Genomic DNA, 17960 nt, shown 5'->3' with positions numbered 1-17960 from the left:
CACTTCTGACGCTTCGTGTCCCACAAACGGCCGCCTGAACAGCCGCCAGGCAGCCACAAGTGGGACGACGCTGCCCTGGCCAGCCGCGCCGCCACCCTCGTCCCACTTCTGACGCTTCATGTCCCACAAACGGCCACCTGAACAGCCGCCAGGCAGCCACAAGTGGGACGCAGGCGCCCCTGACCAGCCGCGCCGCCACCCTCGTCCCACTTCTGACGCTTCATGTCCCACAAACGGCCGCCTGAACAGCCGCCAGGCAGCCACAAGTGGGACGAAGCTGCCCTGGCCAGCCGCGCCGCCACCCTCGTCCCACTCCTAACGCTCCGTGTCCCACAAACGGCCGCCTGAACAGCCGCCAGGCAGCCATAAGTGGGACGAGGCTGTCCTGGCCAGCCGCGCCGCCACCCTCGTCCCACTCCTGACGCTCCGTGTCCCACAAACGGCCACCTGAACAGCCGCCAGGCAGCCACAAGTGGGACATGGATGCCACGAAAAGCCGCGCCCCCGGCCCGCGACAGCGGAACGGGGGCGCGACGGCGGAACGGGGCCGCGAGAGCGGCGCGTGCTACCGCGCGCGGGTGCGGGGGTCCATCGCCTCGCGGAGGGACTCGCCCAGCAGGGTGAAGCCCAGGGCGGTCACCGCGATGCAGATGCCCGGGAGGAACGCCAGCCACGGCGCGATCGCGAGCTCGGCCTGCGCGTAGGTGAGCATGCGGCCCCATTCGGCGGTCTGCGGGAGGCCGCCGCCCAGGCCCAGGAACGACAGCGCCGCCGCGTCGATGACGGCGGTCGCGAGCGTCAGCGTCCCCTGCACGATGACCGGTCCCACGCTGTTGGGCAGAACATGCGTCATGGTGATCGAGCGCCGACTGAGGCCGAGGGTCTGGGCCGACAGGACGTAGTCGGCCCCGCGCTGCTGCAGCATCGACGCGCGAAGGAGCCGCGCGAACACCGGCACCTGCGACGCGCCGATGGCGATCATGATCGCGAGCTGGCTCTGCCCGAGGATCGCGGCGATCGACACGGCGAGCAGGAGGTTGGGCACCGACAGCAGGATGTCGACGAAGCGCATGACGAGCGCGTCGACCCAGCCGCCGAACATCCCCGCGAGCAGCCCCAGGAACATCCCGCCGAGCAGGCCGAGGGCGGTCGAGATCACGCCGATCTGCAGAGACGCCTGCGCGCCCCAGATGAGCTTGGACAGCACGTCGCCGCCGAAGCGGTCGAGACCCAGAGGGAACTCCGCCATCTCCCCCGGCCCGGGGATGTCGGTGGGCGTGATGAAACGCTGACCGGGCAGCGACTCCGCCGGATAGGGCGCGAGGAGCGGGGCGAGGGCGGCGACGAGGAGGAACGCCAGCACGATGATCGCGCCGATCCACGCGACGGGGCTCCGACGCAGGCGCTGGAAGACGTCGTGCCAGAAGCCGCCGCGGGTCTGCGCGGCCATGAGCTGCGCGTCGACCACGGCGTTGTCGTCGACGGGACCGCCGCTGGGGGCGGGAGGGAGGATGCCGGAGCTCACTGGACTCTCACTCTCGGGTCGATGACGCTGTACGACAGGTCGACCAGCAGGTTGATGAGGGCGTACGCGATCGCGATGAAGATGATGAAGCCCTGCAGCACGGGGAAGTCGCGCGTGAAGATCGCCCGCGCGAGGAACTGCCCGATGCCGGGGAAGGCGAACACCGTCTCGGTGAGTACCGCCCCCGAGATGAGCAGGCCCGCCTGCAGTCCCACCGTGGTGATGACGGGGAGCATGGCGTTGCGCAGGATGAAGCGGCTGCGAAGGGTCCCGGTGCTGATGCCCTTGGCGCGCCCGGTGCGCACGTAGTCGGCGTTCTGCACCTCGAGGACCGAGGCGCGCGTGATGCGCACGATGATCGCGAGCGGGATCGTGCCCAGCGCGACCGCGGGCAGGATCAGGTGCAGGATGGCATCCCACGACGCGTCGAACTCCCCCGTGATGAGGCCGTCGAAGACGTAGAGGTTCGTGTAGTGGGTCGCGTCGATGCGGGGGTTCTGCCGGCCGTCGGAGGGCAGCCAGCCGAGCTGCACGGCGAAGACGTATTTCAGGATGAACGCCAGGAAGAAGACCGGGATCGTGATGCCGATGAGGCTCAGGACGACGGCGCTGTGGTCCCAGATCTTGCCGTGGCGACGAGCCGCCCAGTAGCCGAGAGGGATGCCGATGCCCACGGCCACGATGAGGGCGGCGATCGACAGCTCGAGAGTGGCCGGGAAGCGGCGGACGAACTCCTCCAGGACGGGCCGGCCGGTCTGGATCGAGGAGCCGAAGTCGCCGCTGGCGAGTCGACCGAGCCAGGTGAAGTACTGCACGTACAGCGGCTCGTTGAAGCCGTAGAGCTCGTTGATGCGCTCGACCGCCTCGGGGGTCGCGCGCTCACCGAGGAGGGCGACCGCGGGTCCGCCGGGCAGTGCGCGCACCCAGGCGAAGAGGAGGATGGACAGGCCGAACAGGGTCGGGATGAGCAGGAGCAGGCGCCTGCCGATGGTGCGGAGCACGGGTTCTCACAGGGAGTCGGGAGCGGGGGGACACGGGATGCCGCGGGCACCGCCACCTCGACGGCGCGAGTCCTGCGGCATCCCGTCACCGCGGGCCCCGACGCCGAGGCGACGCGGGGCCCGCGGCATCCGGATCACTCGGAGAGCTGGATCTGGTTGTAGACCTCGTCCTGCACGGGGCTGGCCGGGTACGACGTCACGCGCGGCGCGAAGGCGAGCGTGGGCACCGGGTTGGCGAGCGGCACGCCCGGGAGGAACGTCGCGATCTGCTCGTTGAGGGCCTGGTACGCCGGGTCCTGCTCGGACTCGGTCGCAAGGCCCCGAGCCGAGGTCAGGGCCGAGAACAGCTCGGCGTTGTCGAAGCCCCACTCGTTGGACTTCGCACCGAAGAACGTGCCCACGAAGTTGTCGGGGTCGTTGTAGTCGCCGGTCCAGCCGAGCAGGTGGATGCCGTGCGTGCTGCCGCCCTGGATGAGGTCGAGGTACTCGCCCCACTCGTTCGAGACGGGGTTGACGACGATGCCCACGGCCTGCAGCTGGGACTGCAGGTTCGTGAAGATCTGCTCGGGGTTCGGCATGTACGGACGCGAGATGTTCACGGGGTAATTGAACGTGATCGTCAACGGGTTGGCCTCGGTGAACCCGGCCTCGGCGAGGAGCGCCTTGGCGGCATCCTGGTCGAAGTCGTACGTGGTCACGCCGGAGTTGAATCCGATGACGCTGTCGGGCATGAACTGGGATGCCACGGTGGTGCCCTCGGGGAGCACCTGGGTGACCAGCTGGTCCTTGTCGATGGCCTGCGCGATGGCCTGGCGCACGCGGATGTCGCTCAGCGCCGGGTCGGCCTGGTTCATGCCGAGGTAGAGGATGTTGAACGGGTCGCGGTTGGTGAGCATGTAGCCCGCGCTCTCGAGCGCGCCGAGGTCGGCCGGGGCGACGAGGTCGTAGCCGTCGATCGAGCCCGATTCGAGCGCCTGTCGACGCGCGGTGGTGTCGCCGATCACGCGGAAGATGACCTCTTGCACCTGGCCCTGCTCGCCCCAGTAGCCGTCGTAAGCGCTGACGGTCGTCTCGGCGCCCGGCTCCCACGAGTCGAACTTGAAGGGACCGGTGCCGGTGGGGTGGCCCTGCGCGTACTCGCTGAGCGTCGGAGCCTCGGACGTGCCGCCGACCTCGTCGGCCTGGTACTGCTCGAGGGCGGCGGGGCTCTGGATGGCGAATGCCGGCAGCGACAGCGCCGGGATGAAGCCGGCGTAGGGCTGCGTGAGGGTGATGGTGACCTCGGTGGGGCTCACGGCCTCGCAGCCGCCGTAGATCGAGGTGCCGGTGTCGGCGTAGCCGCGCATGATCTTGCCCCAGTAGTAGGACAGGCTCTCGGACTGCGCGATGCCGGTGAAGTCGTTCTGACGGTCGAAGTTGAAGCACACCGCGTCGGCGTTGAACTCCGTGCCGTCGTGGAAGGTCACGCCCTCTTTGAGCTGGAACGTGTACGACAGCCCGTCGTCGGACTGCTCCCAGCTCTCGGCGAGCATGGGCGCGGGGTCGGCCGTGCCGGGCTCGACGCCGACGAGGCCCTCGAAGATCTGCCGGGAGATGCGGAACGACTCGCCGTCGCTCGCGAACGCGGGGTCGAGGCTGGAGGGATCGCCCGAGGCGCCGAAGACGAAGGTCGAGTCGACGTCGCCGCCGGCCGCGTCGCCGCCACCGCCGTTGTCGTCGCGCTGACTCGTGCAGCCCGACAGGGCGAGCGCACCGATGGCGACGGTCGCGCCACCGACGAGCAGACGTCGTCGAAGAGTACTGAGCATTGTTCGATGCACCTTCCGGGGGGAGAAAGGAGGAGGACGACGGCGCTGTCACATCGTCGTGCCGCGCTCCACTTGCTGTGTTCTGACGACCGTACAGGGCGGGTGGCGCGCTGCCCATTGCACCTTTGTATCGATCGTGTTTCGGCATCCCGGCATCTTGATCGCTTCTGTGCGTGGGAACGACGCAATCCGCCCGCCCCGATCATGGGATGTTCAGCACCCTGCCCGGGTGGCACGCGGTGTGTCGATCACCCACGGGGCGGGGCCGAAGTCGGAGCCGGACTAGCGTTGACACATGGCCCGCATGCGCATCGAACCCGACGACGCCCCGACGGCGCGCCTCTCGGACGGAACGACCGCGCGCGTCACCCCCTCGGGGTTCGTGTCGGGCTTCGAGCTCGTGGTCGACGGCACGCCGCAGTCGCACGTCGATCTCGACGACCCCACGCATCTGCACTTCGAGTACGTGGCGCGCATGGGCGCCGTGATCGATCGACTCCGGATGCCGGGACAGCCCCTCACCGCGGTCCACCTCGGCGCAGGGGCGCTCACCCTTCCCCGCTACGTCGAGGCGACGCGCCCGGGCTCGCGCCAGCAGGTGATCGAGCTGGAGCCGGCGCTCTGGGACCTCGTGCGCGAGAACCTCCCCCTCCCCCGCGGTGCGTCGATGCGGGTGCGGATCGGCGACGCGCGGGCGGGGCTGTCGCGCCTTCCCGCCGGGCTCACCGGCGCGGTCGACCTGCTCGTCAGCGACGTGTACTCGGGTGCGCAGACGCCCGCACACCTGACGACCGTGGAGTTCTACCGCGATGCCGCGCGGCTGCTCGCGCCCGACGGGGTGCTGCTGGTGAACGTCTCCGACGGGCCGGGCCTGGTCTTCGCCCGTCGGCAGGTCGCGACGATCCGCGAGGTGCTCCCGCAGGTCATCGTGCTCGCCGAAGTGCAGGTGCTGAAAGGACGTCGCTTCGGCAACCTCGTCGTCGCCGCCTCCGCCGCCCCCCTGCCCGTCGAGTGGCTCCCGCGGTTGATGGCCGCCGGACCCCATCCCGCCAAGGTCGCGCAGGGGGCCGAGATCACCGAGTTCACCCGCGGGTCCCGCGCGGCCACGGACGCCGACGCGACACCGTCGCCGAAGCCCTCGGCATCCATTTTCGAACGATGACGCCCCGGTGTTCGCCGACCGACCGCGTGGCGGTGTCGCTCTGGACGCGTGCGCCACGCACACTGGAAGTCCTGCCCGACCGAGAGGAGCGACGGTGAGCTATATCCACGGGTACGACCCCGACACCTTGCGCGAGATCACCGACTCTCGCGAGTGCGCGGAGCGTCTCGAGGAGATCGGTTCGCAGCGGAGTCTGCACGCCCTGCTCGAACGGGTCTGGCTGCTGAAGGTGCTCGACCGCTTCGACGAGGCGTTGGACATCTCCGACCAGTCGGTGCGCGTCGCCCGCATGGCCGGAACCCGTCGCGACCTGCTGCGCGCGCGCATCCTGCACGCCACGATCATGCAGTGCCGAGGGGCCTACGCCGCCGCCGAGCAGGAACTGACGATGTGCGCCGAGGAGGCCGACGGGCAGGGCTGGGCGAGCATCGCCGCCTTCGCGCTGCAGCACCGCGGCAAGGTGCACTACGACGAGGGCGACTACGACTCCGCCCGCCGCGACTTCAAGCAGGCGCTGTTCCTGCGGCAGAACGCCGGCGCCACCGACGCACAGCTCGAGTCGACGCTGCTCGCCATCGATGCCGCCGAACGACGACGTGCGCGCGAGGTCGTCGCGAGCTGAATGTCGTAGGCCCCGCTTAGTCTTCCGGTCATGTCCGACTTGCAGCGCGTGCGCACCTGGGCTGAGGCGTTGATCGCCCTGCACCTCGATGCGTCATGGTCCTTCGCGTTCGACAACGCCAAACGTCGCGCCGGCCTGTGCGACTACGGACGCAAGCGCATCAGCGTGTCGCGCTACCTCGCCGCCCGCTACGACGACGACACCAACCACCAGACCCTCCTGCACGAGGTCGCGCACGCGATCGCGGGGGCATCCGCAGGTCACGGCGCGACGTGGAAGCGCACGGCGCACGACCTCGGCTACGTCGGGGGAACCACCCATGCCGGCGAGACGGCGAACGAGCTCGCCCCGTGGGTGGGCACCTGCCCGGCCGGTCACGTGGCTTATCGTCATCGGCGTGCGACGCGCCCGACGTCGTGCGCGAAGTGCGCGCCGACCTTCGACCCGCGTTTCGCGCTGTCGTGGGTGCGTCGCGACATCAGCCGGGCCGTGAGACTCGCCGCCGCGACGCCGCGCTGAGGCAGCCCCGACGCACGGCGCCCCGCCCCGGAAAGGGCCCCGACGTGCGGGCCGCGACCGACGCATCGCCGCGGGGCGTCCGGATGACGGATGCCGTGAGACCTGCCGGTCCGACGACACGGCGCGACGACGCTCAGGCCGCCGTCACCACGCCGTCGCGGAGAACGGGGACCACGGATGCCGCATCGCGCGTCGCACCGGCGAGAACCGCATCGCGCCGCCCCTCCGCCGCGAGCGCGCGACCGGTGCCGCTCGCGGTGAGAAGGTGTCGAACGGCTCCGCCGAGGGCACGGAAACCCTCGCCGGCGACCGCCGCGTCGGGGGACGCGTGGTCGATGCCGAGGTCGCCGAGTGCCGCGACGACGGCGCCCGCGCCCAGCAGATCGTCCACGGCGAAGCGCACACCCGCGGCGTCCGTCTCGCCGGGGTAGCCCGCCGCGAGGATGGAGATGCTCGTGCGGAGGCCTCGCGTCTGCTGCACCCGCATCACGTGCGCGGCCACGGCGGCGGCGTTCCTGAGGCCCCCGACGACCACGTGCGCGCCGCCCGCCTCCGCGGCGCGGGCGAGGGAGGCCGCGGCCTCGTCGTCGGTCGCGAGGTCGAGCGCTCCACCCCCCTCGCACGCGTCCAGGGCGCGCGCCGACAGTCCGAGCGTCTGCACGACGACCACGACGTCGGCGGGGGCGAGACGAGCCAGTCCCGCCGCCCCCCATTCCAGACGGACCTGGTAGTCGGACTGCGCGTGGGCGGCGGTGTTCGGCATCCTCCGAGCCTACGACCGCTTCACACCCGGCCGGGATCGCGTCAAGGTCTGCGCGGCGGGGACGCGGATCGGGGAGGATCGGGGTCATGCGCATCCTGCTGAAATTCGTCGTCGACTGCGATCCGGATGCCGCCTGGCGCGCTCTGCACTCGCCCCGCGCCGTGGCCGAGCTGTACGGTCCTCTGCTCTCGGTCGACGCCCTGGGCACCATGCCGACCTCGTTCGCCTCGGGCGACGACGTGCCGGTGCAGATGAGCGTGGCGGGCCTGGTTCCCGTGGGCCGCCAGCTCATCTCGGTCGCCGACCGCGAGACGACCGACGAGAACGGGAGCGTCCGGGTGTTCCGCGACTGGGGCGTACCGCTGACGGGACCGTTGTCGGTCCTCGACGTGTGGGATCACCAGATGGCCGTGTCGGCGGCCCCGGGGGATCCGACCCGCACGCTGTGGCGCGAACGTCTGACCATCGGTGGTGCCGCCGCCCCCGCCCTGTGGCCGGCGCTCTGGGCGACCTGGCAATGGCGCGCGACGCGCATCCGCGCTCTGGCTCCCACGTGGGCGTACGACCTCGAGGACGAGTCGGGTTCCGACGACGCGGCGTGACAAGCGCGACCGCGGAGCACGGGGGCGGATGACACCCGGTACCCGACCTGCGCTCAGACGAGTCCGTGCCGGTAGGCGAACACCACCAGCTGCACGCGGTCGCGCAGCCCCAGCTTTGTGAGGACGCGGCTGATGTGGGTCTTCACGGTGGCCTCCGAGAGGAACTCCCGCTCGGCGATCTCGGCGTTGCTCAGCCCGGACGCCGCGTGCGCGAAGATCTCCCGCTCACGGTCGGTCAGCCCGCCGTACGACGGGGGAACGGGCTCCGTCGAACCGCCGTCGGCGATGTGCGCGAACAGCTCGCGTGTGGCGGAAGCGGCGATCACGGCCGATCCCGCGTGCACCGTCCGCACCGCGGACAGGAGGGACTCCGGTTCGGAGTCCTTCAGCAGGAAGCCGCTCGCCCCGCCCTGGATCGCCCGCGCCGCGGCCTCGTCGAGGTCGAACGTGGTGAGCACGACCACGCGCGGCGCGTCGGGGTCGCACAGGATCTCCGCGGTCGCCGCGAGGCCGTCCATGACCGGCATCCGTACATCCATCAGCACCAGGTCGGGCCGGGTCTGCCGTACGACCTCGACGCCCTCGCGCCCGTCGGAGGCCTCGCCCACCACCTCGAGGTCGGGCTGCGAGTTCAGGACCATCTTGATGCCGGCGCGGAAGAGCACCTGATCGTCGACGAGGACGATGCGGACGCGGGCGGTCATGACCTCGACTCCTCTCGGGGGTGGGGGTGGCGTGGCATCCACTCTGCCCGAGGGCGACGGCTCCGCCCTCGTCGAGGGACGCCGATCTCGACGGGTTTCACCCGCCCGCCCCGATGGGGAGGGTGGCTTTCACGACGAACTCGCCGTATTCCGCTCCCGCCGTCAGGCTGCCGCCGGCCAGCTGCGCCCGCTCGCGCATGCCGATGACACCGTGACCGCTCGCCGGCGACGTCGACACGGGGGATGCCGTGGAGCGGGCGTTGCGCACCGAGAGCACGACGCGGTCGGCGAACCAGCCGAGCTGCACGTGCACGCGCGGGTCCACCCCGTGGCGGAGGGCGTTGGTGAGCGCTTCCTGCAGGATGCGGTAGACCGCGAGCTGCGCGGCCGCGGGAGGTTCACCGGGTGGGGCCGGGTCGACGACGACGTCGAGCGCGAGTCCGGCCGCGCGCATGCGCGCGAACAGCTCCTCGAGATCAGCGAGGGTGGGCTGCGGCCCCTCGGCCTGACTGTGGCGCAGCTGGGTGAGGAGGAGACGCACGTCGGTCAGCGCGGCGCGCGCGGTCGTCGAGATCGTGGCGAGGGCGTCGGATGTCGCCGCGGGATCGGTGGCGGCCGCGTACCGCGCCCCGTCGGCCTGGGCGATGACGACGGCGAGCGAGTGCGCCACGACGTCGTGCATGTCGCGCGCGATGCGCACGCGTTGCTGCTCGGCGATGGTCTCGGCCTCGGCGAGGCGCTGGGCACGGCTGTTCTCGGCCGCCCGCATCGCCGTGCGCACCAGCGCGCCCGACACCCACGACAGCATGAGGGCGAAGCCGGCGGCCAGGAGCAGCGCCCCCGCGACGAACCACACCTCCGCGGTCGGGGGCTCGGACATGCCGCGCCCCACCAGGTAGGCCGGCACGATGACGGCACCGGCGATCGCGGAGGCGAACCCGCTCCAGAACACGCGTGTGCTGCCATAGGCGGCGGTGGCGTACAGCACGGCGAAGATCGACAGGTTCGTCGGGGAGGGCGTCATCCCGAGCGCCATCTGCAGGGCCGCTCCCGCCCAGGCGAGGCAGAGGGCGATGCCCGGTTGCAGACGCCGGACGGCGAGCGCCGCCGTGAAGGCGATGACCATCAGCGCACCGCCCGCGATCGACGTGGACGCGGCCGAGCCCACGAGTTCCACCACGAGCGAGAGGAGCCCGAACGCGCCGGCGATCACCAGATCGGTGGTCAGCTGGTAGCGCTTGAGGGGGCGGAGGGTGGCCATCGCCTTCACGTTACGCGCGGGGGCCGAGCGCGGCATCCGTCTCGGGATGTATTCCGAGCGTCGCGAGTCGTCAGGCGGGGAAATCGGCCGGCTCAACCGGCCGCGCCTCGAAGAACGTCTGCAGCACGACGGTGGTGCGCGTGTTCACCTGGGCGGCGGCGCGGATATCGCGGATGAGGGATTCGAGGTCGCGCGGGGTGGGCACGCGCACGAACAGCATGTAGGCCGCCTCGCCGGCGATGGAGTGGCAGGCCTCGATCGCCGTGAGGTGGGCGAGCAGTTCGGGGGCGTTGTCGGGCTGCGCGGGATCGAGCGGAGTGATCTCGACGAAGGCCGCCAGCGGCCGGCCGAGGGCCTCGGCGTCGAGGATCGGGCGGTATCCCTTCACGATGCCGCGCGCTTCGAGCCGGCGCAGCCGTGACTGCACGGCGGAGACCGACAGGCCGATGCGGTCGGACAGATGCGAGAGGGTGGCGCGGGCGTCGAGCGAGATCTCCCGCACGATCGCGGCGTCGACGGCGTCTTCGAGACGCGGGGCGCGGGGCGCGGGAGCCTCGGTCATGGGGTCGACAGTAGCAGGGGCACCCCGGACGGCAGTGGTGGGCGCCGTAGGTTTTCCGTTAGTATCCACTTTCAGCAGGAAAATTTACCGCCTTGAACGGAGGATGCCATGACCATCATCACGCCCACCCGTGCCGCCGACGATCTGCTCGCCGGTCACGGCGTCGACACGGTCGAGCACACCCCCGCCTGGGCGCAGCTGAAGGGCGCCGCGACCTCCCTGCAGGCGCTTCAGGCCGCGGACGGGTCGATCGACGACACCGCCGCGGCCGAGCCACTCGTCGACGACGTCATCGCCTCGCTCGACGCCCTCTCCCCCCTCTTCCCGCACGACGCCGCGTACCTCGCCGCCTCGGTCGCCGACTTCCGGCGCTGGCGCGCCGAGGGCTTCGGCACCCCCGACTTCCTCGACTCCCTGGTGACCTTCCAGCCGCAGGAGCACCGGATCGACGGCATCCGGCACGTCGTCGTATTCCCCATGTACACGCAGAACGGCTCGAGCGCCCGGCACGTCGAAGCGGTGCTCGTCGAGGCGATCTGGCCGGAGTTCATCGCCCGGCTCGAGACGGAGTACACCAACAAACTGTTCGTCTCGCTGCGCCTGATCGACTTCACCTCGGGCTACGACACCAATTCGGCCGTGCTCTTCCCCGAGACGGTCGCCATGCGCGAGGTCCCCTCGTTCACCTGGGGCGCCATCTTCCAGGACCGCGAGGCCGCCCGCTACCGGCGTGTCACCCGCGCGGCATCCCAGATCACCAAGCTCGAGCTCCCGGATGCCGCCGCGCGTCTGCTCGAGGACCAGGACCTCGCCGAACGTACCTTCGTCATGTGGGACCTCATTCACGACCGCACCCACATGCGCGGCGACCTGCCCTTCGACCCGTTCATGATCAAGCAGCGGATGCCGTTCTTCCTGTACTCGCTCGAAGAGCTGCGCTGCGACCTGACCGCCTTCCGCGAGAGCGTCTCGCTGCAGGCTCGCCTCTCCCGCCGACAGGCTCAGGGACCGGAGCTCGACGACGCCGAGCGGGCGATGCTGGAGCACGCCGAGCTCGTGCAGTACGCGGTGATCTTCGACCGCATCTTCCGCTTCGCCATCACCGGTTCGCGCGTGCGCAATTACGACGGTCTCGGCGGACAGCTGCTCTTCGCCTGGCTGCACCAGCGCCGGGTGCTGCACTGGACCGACACCTCGCTGGCCTTCGACTGGGACGAGGTGCCGGCGGCGGTCGTCGCCCTGGCCGACGCGATCGACGAGCTCTACTGGCGCTCGATCGACCGGCCCAAGACGGCCCACTGGCTCGCGGCGTACGACCTCGTCCGATCGGTCGTCACACCCCACCCGGCGTCGGTGTGGGCCCGCGGGCTCCCGGATGACGTGCTCGCGGGGCTGCCGAAGGGCTACACCGACGCGGTCCTCGACGACGAGTTCCCGCTGTCGATGTTCTTCGAGGCGCTCGAGAAGAAGATGCGGCCCGTGATCGCGTCGACCGAGGGCATCCGCGGATCGGACTGACGTCACGGCGAACCGCCATCCCTGCGACCGGACGCATCGCGGCAGCGGCCGACGCACGGCGACGCGCCGCGCACCGACGCGCGCACACGGGGCAGCGGCCGACGCACAGCGAACCGCTATCGCGGCGACCGAGGGTACCCCTGACACCGGCCGGTGCACGGCGACCGGCCGCGCAGCCTCGGGACCGGCCGATGCACGGCGACCGGCCGCGCAGCCTCGGGACCGGCCGACGCACGGCGACCCGTCACGGTCGCCCCGCGCGGAGGGGGTCGACGTCCGTCACGCGGAGGCACACACTGAAGAAGGGGCGACGATGACGATCACAGCAGCCGTGGATGAGGGAGTACGCGGTCGGCGCGTGCTGCTCGCGGGCGGAACCAGTGCAGCGGGACGGGCGTGCGCACGCGCCCTCTCGGACGCGGGAGCAGAGGTGCTCGTCGTCGGCACTGACCGCGATCGGCTGGCCGCGGTCTCGACCGAGGTCCCCGGCGTCGCCGTCGAGTGCTGCGATCTGACCGACGCGGACGCCGTCGAAGCCCTCCGCGACCGCGTGCACTCGATGTACGGCCGAGTCGACGGCATCCTCCACCTCGTCGGCGGCTGGCGGGGCGGCGGCGGTCTCGCCGGGCAGAGCGACGACGACTTCGCCTTCCTGCTGCGGTCGCTGACCGCGCTGCGACACGTCAGTCGCGCCTTCGACGACGACATCCGCACCTCGGATGCCGGTCGGCTCGCGATCGTCTCATCGCGCGCGGTCGTCCGACCCCTCGCCGGCGGAGCGAACTACGCGGCGGTGAAGGCGGCATCGGAGGCCTGGGTGCGCGCGGTCGCGCAGGGGTACGCCCGACACGCACGCGAAGCGGGGCGCGAGCCGGCGGCGGCGGCGGTCGTCTTCCGCGTGAAGAGCCTCGACGGACTCGAGGACGCACTGGCTGCTTCGTTCGTCGCTCTCTGGGATGACGACGCGGCGGCGTGGAACGACGTCATGATCGACATCGCCGCGCCCGTCTGAGCCGCGTCGAGCGCGATGGCGGGTGCGGGGTGGCGCAGACGTCTTCCGTGACCCCCGTCCGTTCAGCCGCGCGGCTCCTCGGACGCGGGAGCGGGTGCGGGCCCGCGCAGTCCCCGCGAGGCCGCTTCGGGCATCTCGACGGGCGGCGCATCGTCCGCTCCCTCGTCGTGGCGGTCGGTCGCCGGCTCGACGACATCGGCGTTGACCTCGGCCGTCCGGTACTGCTGCGACAGGATGCGATACGAACGGGTGAGGAACGCGAGCGAGGCGGCGATCACCATCACCAGGCCCGCGAAGACGAAGACGAGCGCGATGCCGCGCGACTGGCCCTCACCGAGCAGCCAGCCCCACGTCGCGCGCCCTTCCGAGCCCTCCATGTAGGGGATGATCGCGAACTCGGCGATCGGGGCGATCAAGAACGACGTCACGGGCGCTGCGGCCGACTCGAACGCGGCGGCGAACCCGAACACCCGCCCCTGAGTGGCGAAGGGCACGACCTTCTGGATCACCGTCTGCTCCGCCGCTTCCACGGGCGGGATGAGCGCCATGTAGACCCAGATGCCGAGGGCGTAGAGCCACCACCAGTCGCGGATGACGAAGACGGCTCCGAGCACCCCCATCGCCATGACGATCCACAGCATCGTGCGGATGGGGTTCTTGCCGAGACCGAACTTCGCGACCAGGCCCCCGCCGATGATGAAGCCTGTCGCCGTGACACCCAGCACCACGCCCCACACCTGCACGCTGAACAGTTCGAGTCCGTACGGGTCCATCAGCGCCATGTAGACGCCGCCGATGAGGTTGTTGAACGTCGAGAAGACGATGAGGGCGAACAGACCGGGTGCCGCCCGGACGGCGCGAACCGCCCCGCGCAGATCCACCACCGGACCGGGGTCGTCACCCGCGGACGGTCGCTCCTCGGGGATGCGGATGGTCAACAGGTGCATGAGCGCGACCAGGGTCAGCCCGATGGCGATCGCGAGGGTCCACCCCATACCGAGGAAGCCGACGGACAACCCGCTGAAGACGCTGGTGACGACGAAGGCGAGCCCCTGAACCGTACCGACGAGACCGTTCGCGTTCGCGTGGCGTTCCACCGGCACGAGGAGGGTGACGGTGGTGGACAGCGCGATGTTGCGCATGTTCTCGACGACGGCGCCGGCGAGGATGACGCCGGAGAACACCCAGAACCAGGGCCCGCCCAGATCGAGCAACGCGGCCTCGGGAAACGCCACCCACAGGGCACCGGCGACGAGGAAGGCCGTGAGGGTGACGAGCCCCGAGAAGACCATGACGCGATGTTTGCGGTGGCGGTCGACGATCGAACCGAACACCATCGCGAAGACGGCGAGCAGCAGCATGTACGCGCCGCCGACGATGCCGGTCGCCAGCACCGAGCGCGTCTCGAGGTAGACCCAGAAGGTCAGGGCGAACCACAGGAAGCTCGTGGTGACGTTGGCCGCGGCCGTGTTGACGAGCACGGCGAGGAAGGCGCGGTTGCCGCCCGCCGGCGCGGCGGACGCCCCGGCGACGGGCGAGGGCTGTGCATCGGACATGGCAGTCACGCTAGACCCGACCTCCGACATCGGCCAGACCCGCCCACGGGACCGGGGTCGTCGACAGGCTCAGCCGCCTCGCGCCGCCGCCCGCAGACGCCCGAACGCCCGGGAAGGCTCGCGTCAGTCGAGCAGGCTGCGGATGTCGTCGGCGGTGAGTCGCGGACCGCCCGCGAAGGTCTCGCCGTCGCCGCCGGCGCCCCCGTCGAGGACCCGCGAGAACAGGTCGGCCTTGGCCTCGCGCAACGCGACGACCTTCTGCTCCACGGTGTCGGAGGAGACGAGTCTGTAGACGATCACCGGACGCGTCTGGCCGATGCGGTGCGCCCGGTCGATGGCCTGGTCCTCGACCGCGGGGTTCCACCAGGGATCGAGGAGAACGACGTAGTCGGCCTCGACGAGGTTCAGACCTACGCCGCCGGCCTTGAGCGAGACGAAGAATGCGGGGTCGTCGCCGTCGCGGAACCGGTCGATCTCGGCCTGACGGTGCGTCGTGGCGCCGTCGAGGTAGCCCGAAGCGACACCCGCATCGGTGCACCGTTGACGGGCCGCGCGCAGGAAGCGCGTGAACTGACTGAGCACGAGCACGCGGTGCCCCTCGGCCGCGGCTTCCACCAGCAGCTCCTCCAGCGCATCGAGCTTCGCCGACGGCGCCTCGCCCTCGTCGACGAGCGCCGGGTCGAGCGCGAGCTGCCGCAGCATCGTGAGCGAGCGGAAGATCGCGAAGCGATTGCCCTCGGCATCGTCGTCGAGCAGGCCCAGCAGGCGCTGACGCTCGCGGTGGAATCGCCGGTCGTAGAGCTTGCGATGCGCGGGGTGCAGGGCAACCTCGACGATTGTCTCCTGCTTGGGCGGCAGCTCGGAGGCCACGAGGTCTTTGGTGCGCCGGAGCAGGAACGGGCGGATGCGCCGCCGGAGGAGGTCGAGTCGCGCCCCGTCGGAGTGCTTCTCGATGGGCGTGCGGTACAGGGCGGTGAACGAGTCGCGCGTGCCGAGCAGGCCCGGGGCCACGAGCGAGACCAGTGCCCACAGCTCCAGCAGGTTGTTCTCCATGGGCGTGCCGGTGATGACGAGGGTGAACGGCACCGCCAGGGCGCGGGCGGCGCGGTAGCCCCGGGAGGACGGGTTCTTGATCTGCTGGGCCTCGTCGAGCACGAGTCCCGACCACTCCACCTCGCCGTACTGTTCCTGCTCGAGTCGGAAGAGGGCGTAGCTGGTGACCACGACGTGCGCGCCCACGGCGGCCTCGGCGATGCTGGTGGACCGTCGCGCGCGGGTGGCCGAGATCACCCTCACGTCGAGATCGGGGGCGAACGCGGCGCACTCGCGCGCCCAGTTGCCGACGACGCTCGTCGGCGCGACGATGAGGAAGGGCGCCATGCCGGGATCCGCGGCGCGTGCGACCTCCATCATGGCGATGGTCTGCACGGTCTTGCCGAGTCCCATGTCGTCGGCGAGGATGCCACCCAGTCCCTGAACGCGCAGGAAGTGCAGCCAGTCGAGACCGGTGCGCTGATAGTCGCGGAGGGTTGCCCGAAGGCCCACCGGCGGCGCGACGGGCGTTAGCGAGGCTTCATCGGTGAGGCCGCGCACGCGCAGCCACCATTCCGCTTCGTGCGCCGCGAGCAGGCCGAGTTCGGAGAGGTCGTCCCACAGACCCACGTTGTAGCGGTTGAGCTTCAACTCGTTGCCGGGCCGATCGGCGAGGGTCCGGGCCTCGTCGATCACGGCGCGCAGGCGGTCGAACTCCGCCGTGTCGAGGCGCACGTACCGTCCGTCGCCGAGGAACATCACCCGGTCACCGAGCGCCAGAGCGGTGTACAGGGCAGTGAAGTCGACCTCGGTGTCGCCGACGCTCACCCGCGCGTTCAGATCGAACCAATCGCTGCCGTCGTCGTCGCCGGTGCTCAGCTGCACCACCGGGGCGTGCTCCGCCGCCCGATAGGCCAGCTCCTCACCGGTGAGCGTCACCCGGACGTCGGGAATCGCCCGAAGGAGCGGGAGTCCCTCGACCGAGAGGACCGCCGCGACAGCGGGGGTCAGCACGCGCGCGGGCGCCCTCCCCGTGTCGAACGGTGCGGGGATCTCGATCCGCAGGTCATCGGCGACCCGGGCGACGGCGGCCCAGACGGCCCGCTCGTGCTCGTCGTGACGGCGACCACGAGTGGGCGAGCGATCCCAGCTCGTGGCCAGCGTCGTCGACTCGTCGCGGTGCTCCACCAGGACCTCGAGCACCGGGCGGGGAGCGACCGGCACCTCCACCGTGCCCTTGGGCGACACCACCGGCGCGTCGAGCTGCAGCCGCGGAAGATACTCGCGCAGGAAGGTGTCGGAACCGCCCTGATCGATGGTGAGGGCGCCCGGTCGTGCCAGCAGACCGCGCACCGGCCCCGACGTGGGCGTCGACAGGCGCGCGAGGGTGATGCGCTCGTCATCTCCATCGCGGTCGGCGACGAAGGCCACCGCGACCGCCGGGTCACCCACCACCCACGAGGGAAGGACCGCGGTCTCCTCGTCGATGCCCTGGACGACCCCGCGCACGTGCAGGGTCGAGCCCCGACGGTCGACGGTGACGGCGACCGTCGTCGCCTCATCGACGACACGCACCGGGTGATGCACGCCCGCGGCCGACACGAGGGGTACACCCGCGGCGATGACGGCCTCGAGTTGCAACCACAGCGAGTGCGGGGGGACGGCCGACAGCGGCATCCATTCGTCGGACAGGTACGCCCCGGAACCCGATCGTCCCAGCCGCCCGAGGCTGTCGAGCGCAGCGCGCCCCCGCGGGTCGGCCGGCAGGGTCGCGAGAGCCGACCACCCGGCGCGCCCCTTGATCCACGTGCCGCGGGTGCCACGGACGCCCGGGCGGGCGGTGAGGGTGAGGGCGGTACTGCGGCCGTGCCCTCCGCCCCGGCGGATCGCGAGGAACAGGCAGAGCTCGAACGCCGGTTCGTCGTCGGCGACCGATGCCGACGAGAACAGCTCGTCGAGCGATCGCTGCCACTCGGGGCGGGGCGGACGACCGGCGGAGATCATGCGATCGAAGAGCACGAGGGCGGCCGCGCAGGAGTGCTCGCACTCGGGGCCGCGCCCGCACGAGCACCACCCCGAGAGTCGGGAGAAGTCGCTCGGAACGCGGAGCTCGAGGTTCTCGTAGCCCGCCGCGCCGAATGACTGCGCCGACACCACGAGGACACCACCGACCGAGCGGGCATCGCCCACCTCGACCGAGCCGTAGACGAGGAGGCGGTCGGCGCGGATCATCGCCGACGACGAGAACATCTCGCCGGCGATGCTGAGCGCTTCGGGATCCAACCGCATCCCCCCATTGTCGTCGGGGTCACC

The 17960-nt window shown here is 70.9% G+C and carries 15 protein-coding genes; 6 read left to right on the top strand and 9 right to left on the bottom strand.

Annotation, left to right across the window (positions count from 1 at the left end; all coding sequences use genetic code 11):
- Positions 1-565: 565 nt before the first annotated feature.
- From ACTJJP_RS13425 to ACTJJP_RS13415, 3 genes are all read right to left on the bottom strand, one after another.
- The gene (locus ACTJJP_RS13425; protein WP_440775500.1) at positions 566-1525 is read right to left on the bottom strand and encodes an ABC transporter permease; all 960 of its coding nucleotides are present in this window, start codon (positions 1523-1525) and stop codon (positions 566-568) included.
- Entirely contained in the window at positions 1522-2526 is a 1005-nt protein-coding gene (locus ACTJJP_RS13420) for an ABC transporter permease (RefSeq protein WP_440775499.1), read from the bottom strand. The genes ACTJJP_RS13425 and ACTJJP_RS13420 overlap by 4 nt, the downstream gene beginning before the upstream one ends.
- Positions 2527-2660: 134 nt before the next feature.
- Positions 2661-4334: an ABC transporter substrate-binding protein gene (locus ACTJJP_RS13415; protein ID WP_440775498.1), complete on the bottom strand. Its 1674-nt coding sequence runs from the start codon at positions 4332-4334 to the stop codon at positions 2661-2663.
- Positions 4335-4629: 295 nt separating this feature from the next.
- Here ACTJJP_RS13415 and ACTJJP_RS13410 point away from each other — a divergent pair, with 295 nt between their 5' ends.
- The 3 genes from ACTJJP_RS13410 (at position 4630) to ACTJJP_RS13400 (ending at position 6637) form a co-directional block, all read left to right on the top strand.
- Complete coding sequence (locus ACTJJP_RS13410) at positions 4630-5496, top strand: spermidine synthase (RefSeq protein ID WP_440775497.1); 867 nt, start codon at positions 4630-4632, stop codon at positions 5494-5496.
- Between the two features lie 94 nt (positions 5497-5590).
- Entirely contained in the window at positions 5591-6118 is a 528-nt protein-coding gene (locus ACTJJP_RS13405; protein ID WP_440775496.1) for a hypothetical protein, read from the top strand.
- A gap of 30 nt (positions 6119-6148) precedes the next feature.
- The gene (locus ACTJJP_RS13400; protein ID WP_440775495.1) at positions 6149-6637 is read left to right on the top strand and encodes a SprT-like domain-containing protein; all 489 of its coding nucleotides are present in this window, start codon (positions 6149-6151) and stop codon (positions 6635-6637) included.
- Between the two features lie 133 nt (positions 6638-6770).
- Here the strand turns inward: ACTJJP_RS13400 and ACTJJP_RS13395 are convergent, their stop codons facing one another.
- The gene (locus tag ACTJJP_RS13395) at positions 6771-7400 is read right to left on the bottom strand and encodes a 2-phosphosulfolactate phosphatase (protein WP_440775494.1); all 630 of its coding nucleotides are present in this window, start codon (positions 7398-7400) and stop codon (positions 6771-6773) included.
- Between the two features lie 86 nt (positions 7401-7486).
- On the opposite strand from ACTJJP_RS13395, the gene ACTJJP_RS13390 reads away from it, so the two are divergent.
- On the top strand, positions 7487-8002 hold the full coding sequence (locus ACTJJP_RS13390) for a hypothetical protein (protein ID WP_440775493.1): 516 nt from the start codon (positions 7487-7489) through the stop codon (positions 8000-8002).
- A 53-nt stretch (positions 8003-8055) separates the two neighbouring features.
- Here the strand turns inward: ACTJJP_RS13390 and ACTJJP_RS13385 are convergent, their stop codons facing one another.
- The 3 genes from ACTJJP_RS13385 to ACTJJP_RS13375 form a co-directional block, all read right to left on the bottom strand.
- A complete protein-coding gene (locus ACTJJP_RS13385; protein ID WP_440775492.1) occupies positions 8056-8706 on the bottom strand; it encodes a response regulator in 651 nt (216 codons plus the stop codon).
- Between the two features lie 97 nt (positions 8707-8803).
- The gene (locus ACTJJP_RS13380) at positions 8804-9967 is read right to left on the bottom strand and encodes a sensor histidine kinase (RefSeq protein ID WP_440775491.1); all 1164 of its coding nucleotides are present in this window, start codon (positions 9965-9967) and stop codon (positions 8804-8806) included.
- 70 nt (positions 9968-10037) lie between these two features.
- The gene (locus tag ACTJJP_RS13375) at positions 10038-10529 is read right to left on the bottom strand and encodes an Lrp/AsnC family transcriptional regulator (RefSeq protein WP_440775490.1); all 492 of its coding nucleotides are present in this window, start codon (positions 10527-10529) and stop codon (positions 10038-10040) included.
- A 108-nt stretch (positions 10530-10637) separates the two neighbouring features.
- Here ACTJJP_RS13375 and ACTJJP_RS13370 point away from each other — a divergent pair, with 108 nt between their 5' ends.
- Entirely contained in the window at positions 10638-12047 is a 1410-nt protein-coding gene (locus ACTJJP_RS13370) for a DUF6421 family protein (RefSeq protein ID WP_440775489.1), read from the top strand.
- A 313-nt stretch (positions 12048-12360) separates the two neighbouring features.
- On the top strand, positions 12361-13059 hold the full coding sequence (locus ACTJJP_RS13365) for an SDR family NAD(P)-dependent oxidoreductase (RefSeq protein ID WP_440775488.1): 699 nt from the start codon (positions 12361-12363) through the stop codon (positions 13057-13059).
- A gap of 62 nt (positions 13060-13121) precedes the next feature.
- Here ACTJJP_RS13365 and ACTJJP_RS13360 read toward each other — a convergent pair whose 3' ends face one another.
- Positions 13122-14615 (bottom strand): MFS transporter, encoded by a 1494-nt coding sequence (locus tag ACTJJP_RS13360; protein WP_440775487.1) that lies wholly within the window; start codon positions 14613-14615, stop codon positions 13122-13124.
- 123 nt (positions 14616-14738) lie between these two features.
- Positions 14739-17936, bottom strand: a complete 3198-nt coding sequence (locus ACTJJP_RS13355) for a DEAD/DEAH box helicase (RefSeq protein WP_440775486.1) — start codon at positions 17934-17936, stop codon at positions 14739-14741.
- Between the last annotated feature and the right edge of the window lie 24 nt (positions 17937-17960).

This window comes from Microbacterium sp. 22296, from assembly GCF_052045385.1.
In the GTDB taxonomy this organism is placed as follows: Bacteria; Actinomycetota; Actinomycetes; order Actinomycetales; family Microbacteriaceae; genus Microbacterium.
This window is presented reverse-complemented; position numbering and strand designations above follow the sequence as displayed.

Bases quoted from the DNA above. Each gene is read 5' to 3' on its own strand.
- ACTJJP_RS13415 (WP_440775498.1), bottom strand. From the start codon at position 4,334: ATGCTCAGTACTCTTCGACGACGTCTGCTCGTCGGTGGCGCGACCGTC.
- ACTJJP_RS13410 (WP_440775497.1), top strand. From the start codon at position 4,630: ATGGCCCGCATGCGCATCGAACCCGACGACGCCCCGACGGCGCGCCTC.
- ACTJJP_RS13400 (WP_440775495.1), top strand. From the start codon at position 6,149: ATGTCCGACTTGCAGCGCGTGCGCACCTGGGCTGAGGCGTTGATCGCC.
- ACTJJP_RS13395 (WP_440775494.1), bottom strand. From the start codon at position 7,400: ATGCCGAACACCGCCGCCCACGCGCAGTCCGACTACCAGGTCCGTCTG.
- ACTJJP_RS13390 (WP_440775493.1), top strand. From the start codon at position 7,487: ATGCGCATCCTGCTGAAATTCGTCGTCGACTGCGATCCGGATGCCGCC.
- ACTJJP_RS13385 (WP_440775492.1), bottom strand. From the start codon at position 8,706: ATGACCGCCCGCGTCCGCATCGTCCTCGTCGACGATCAGGTGCTCTTC.
- ACTJJP_RS13380 (WP_440775491.1), bottom strand. From the start codon at position 9,967: ATGGCCACCCTCCGCCCCCTCAAGCGCTACCAGCTGACCACCGATCTG.
- ACTJJP_RS13375 (WP_440775490.1), bottom strand. From the start codon at position 10,529: ATGACCGAGGCTCCCGCGCCCCGCGCCCCGCGTCTCGAAGACGCCGTC.
- ACTJJP_RS13370 (WP_440775489.1), top strand. From the start codon at position 10,638: ATGACCATCATCACGCCCACCCGTGCCGCCGACGATCTGCTCGCCGGT.
- ACTJJP_RS13365 (WP_440775488.1), top strand. From the start codon at position 12,361: ATGACGATCACAGCAGCCGTGGATGAGGGAGTACGCGGTCGGCGCGTG.
- ACTJJP_RS13360 (WP_440775487.1), bottom strand. From the start codon at position 14,615: ATGTCCGATGCACAGCCCTCGCCCGTCGCCGGGGCGTCCGCCGCGCCG.
- ACTJJP_RS13355 (WP_440775486.1), bottom strand. From the start codon at position 17,936: ATGCGGTTGGATCCCGAAGCGCTCAGCATCGCCGGCGAGATGTTCTCG.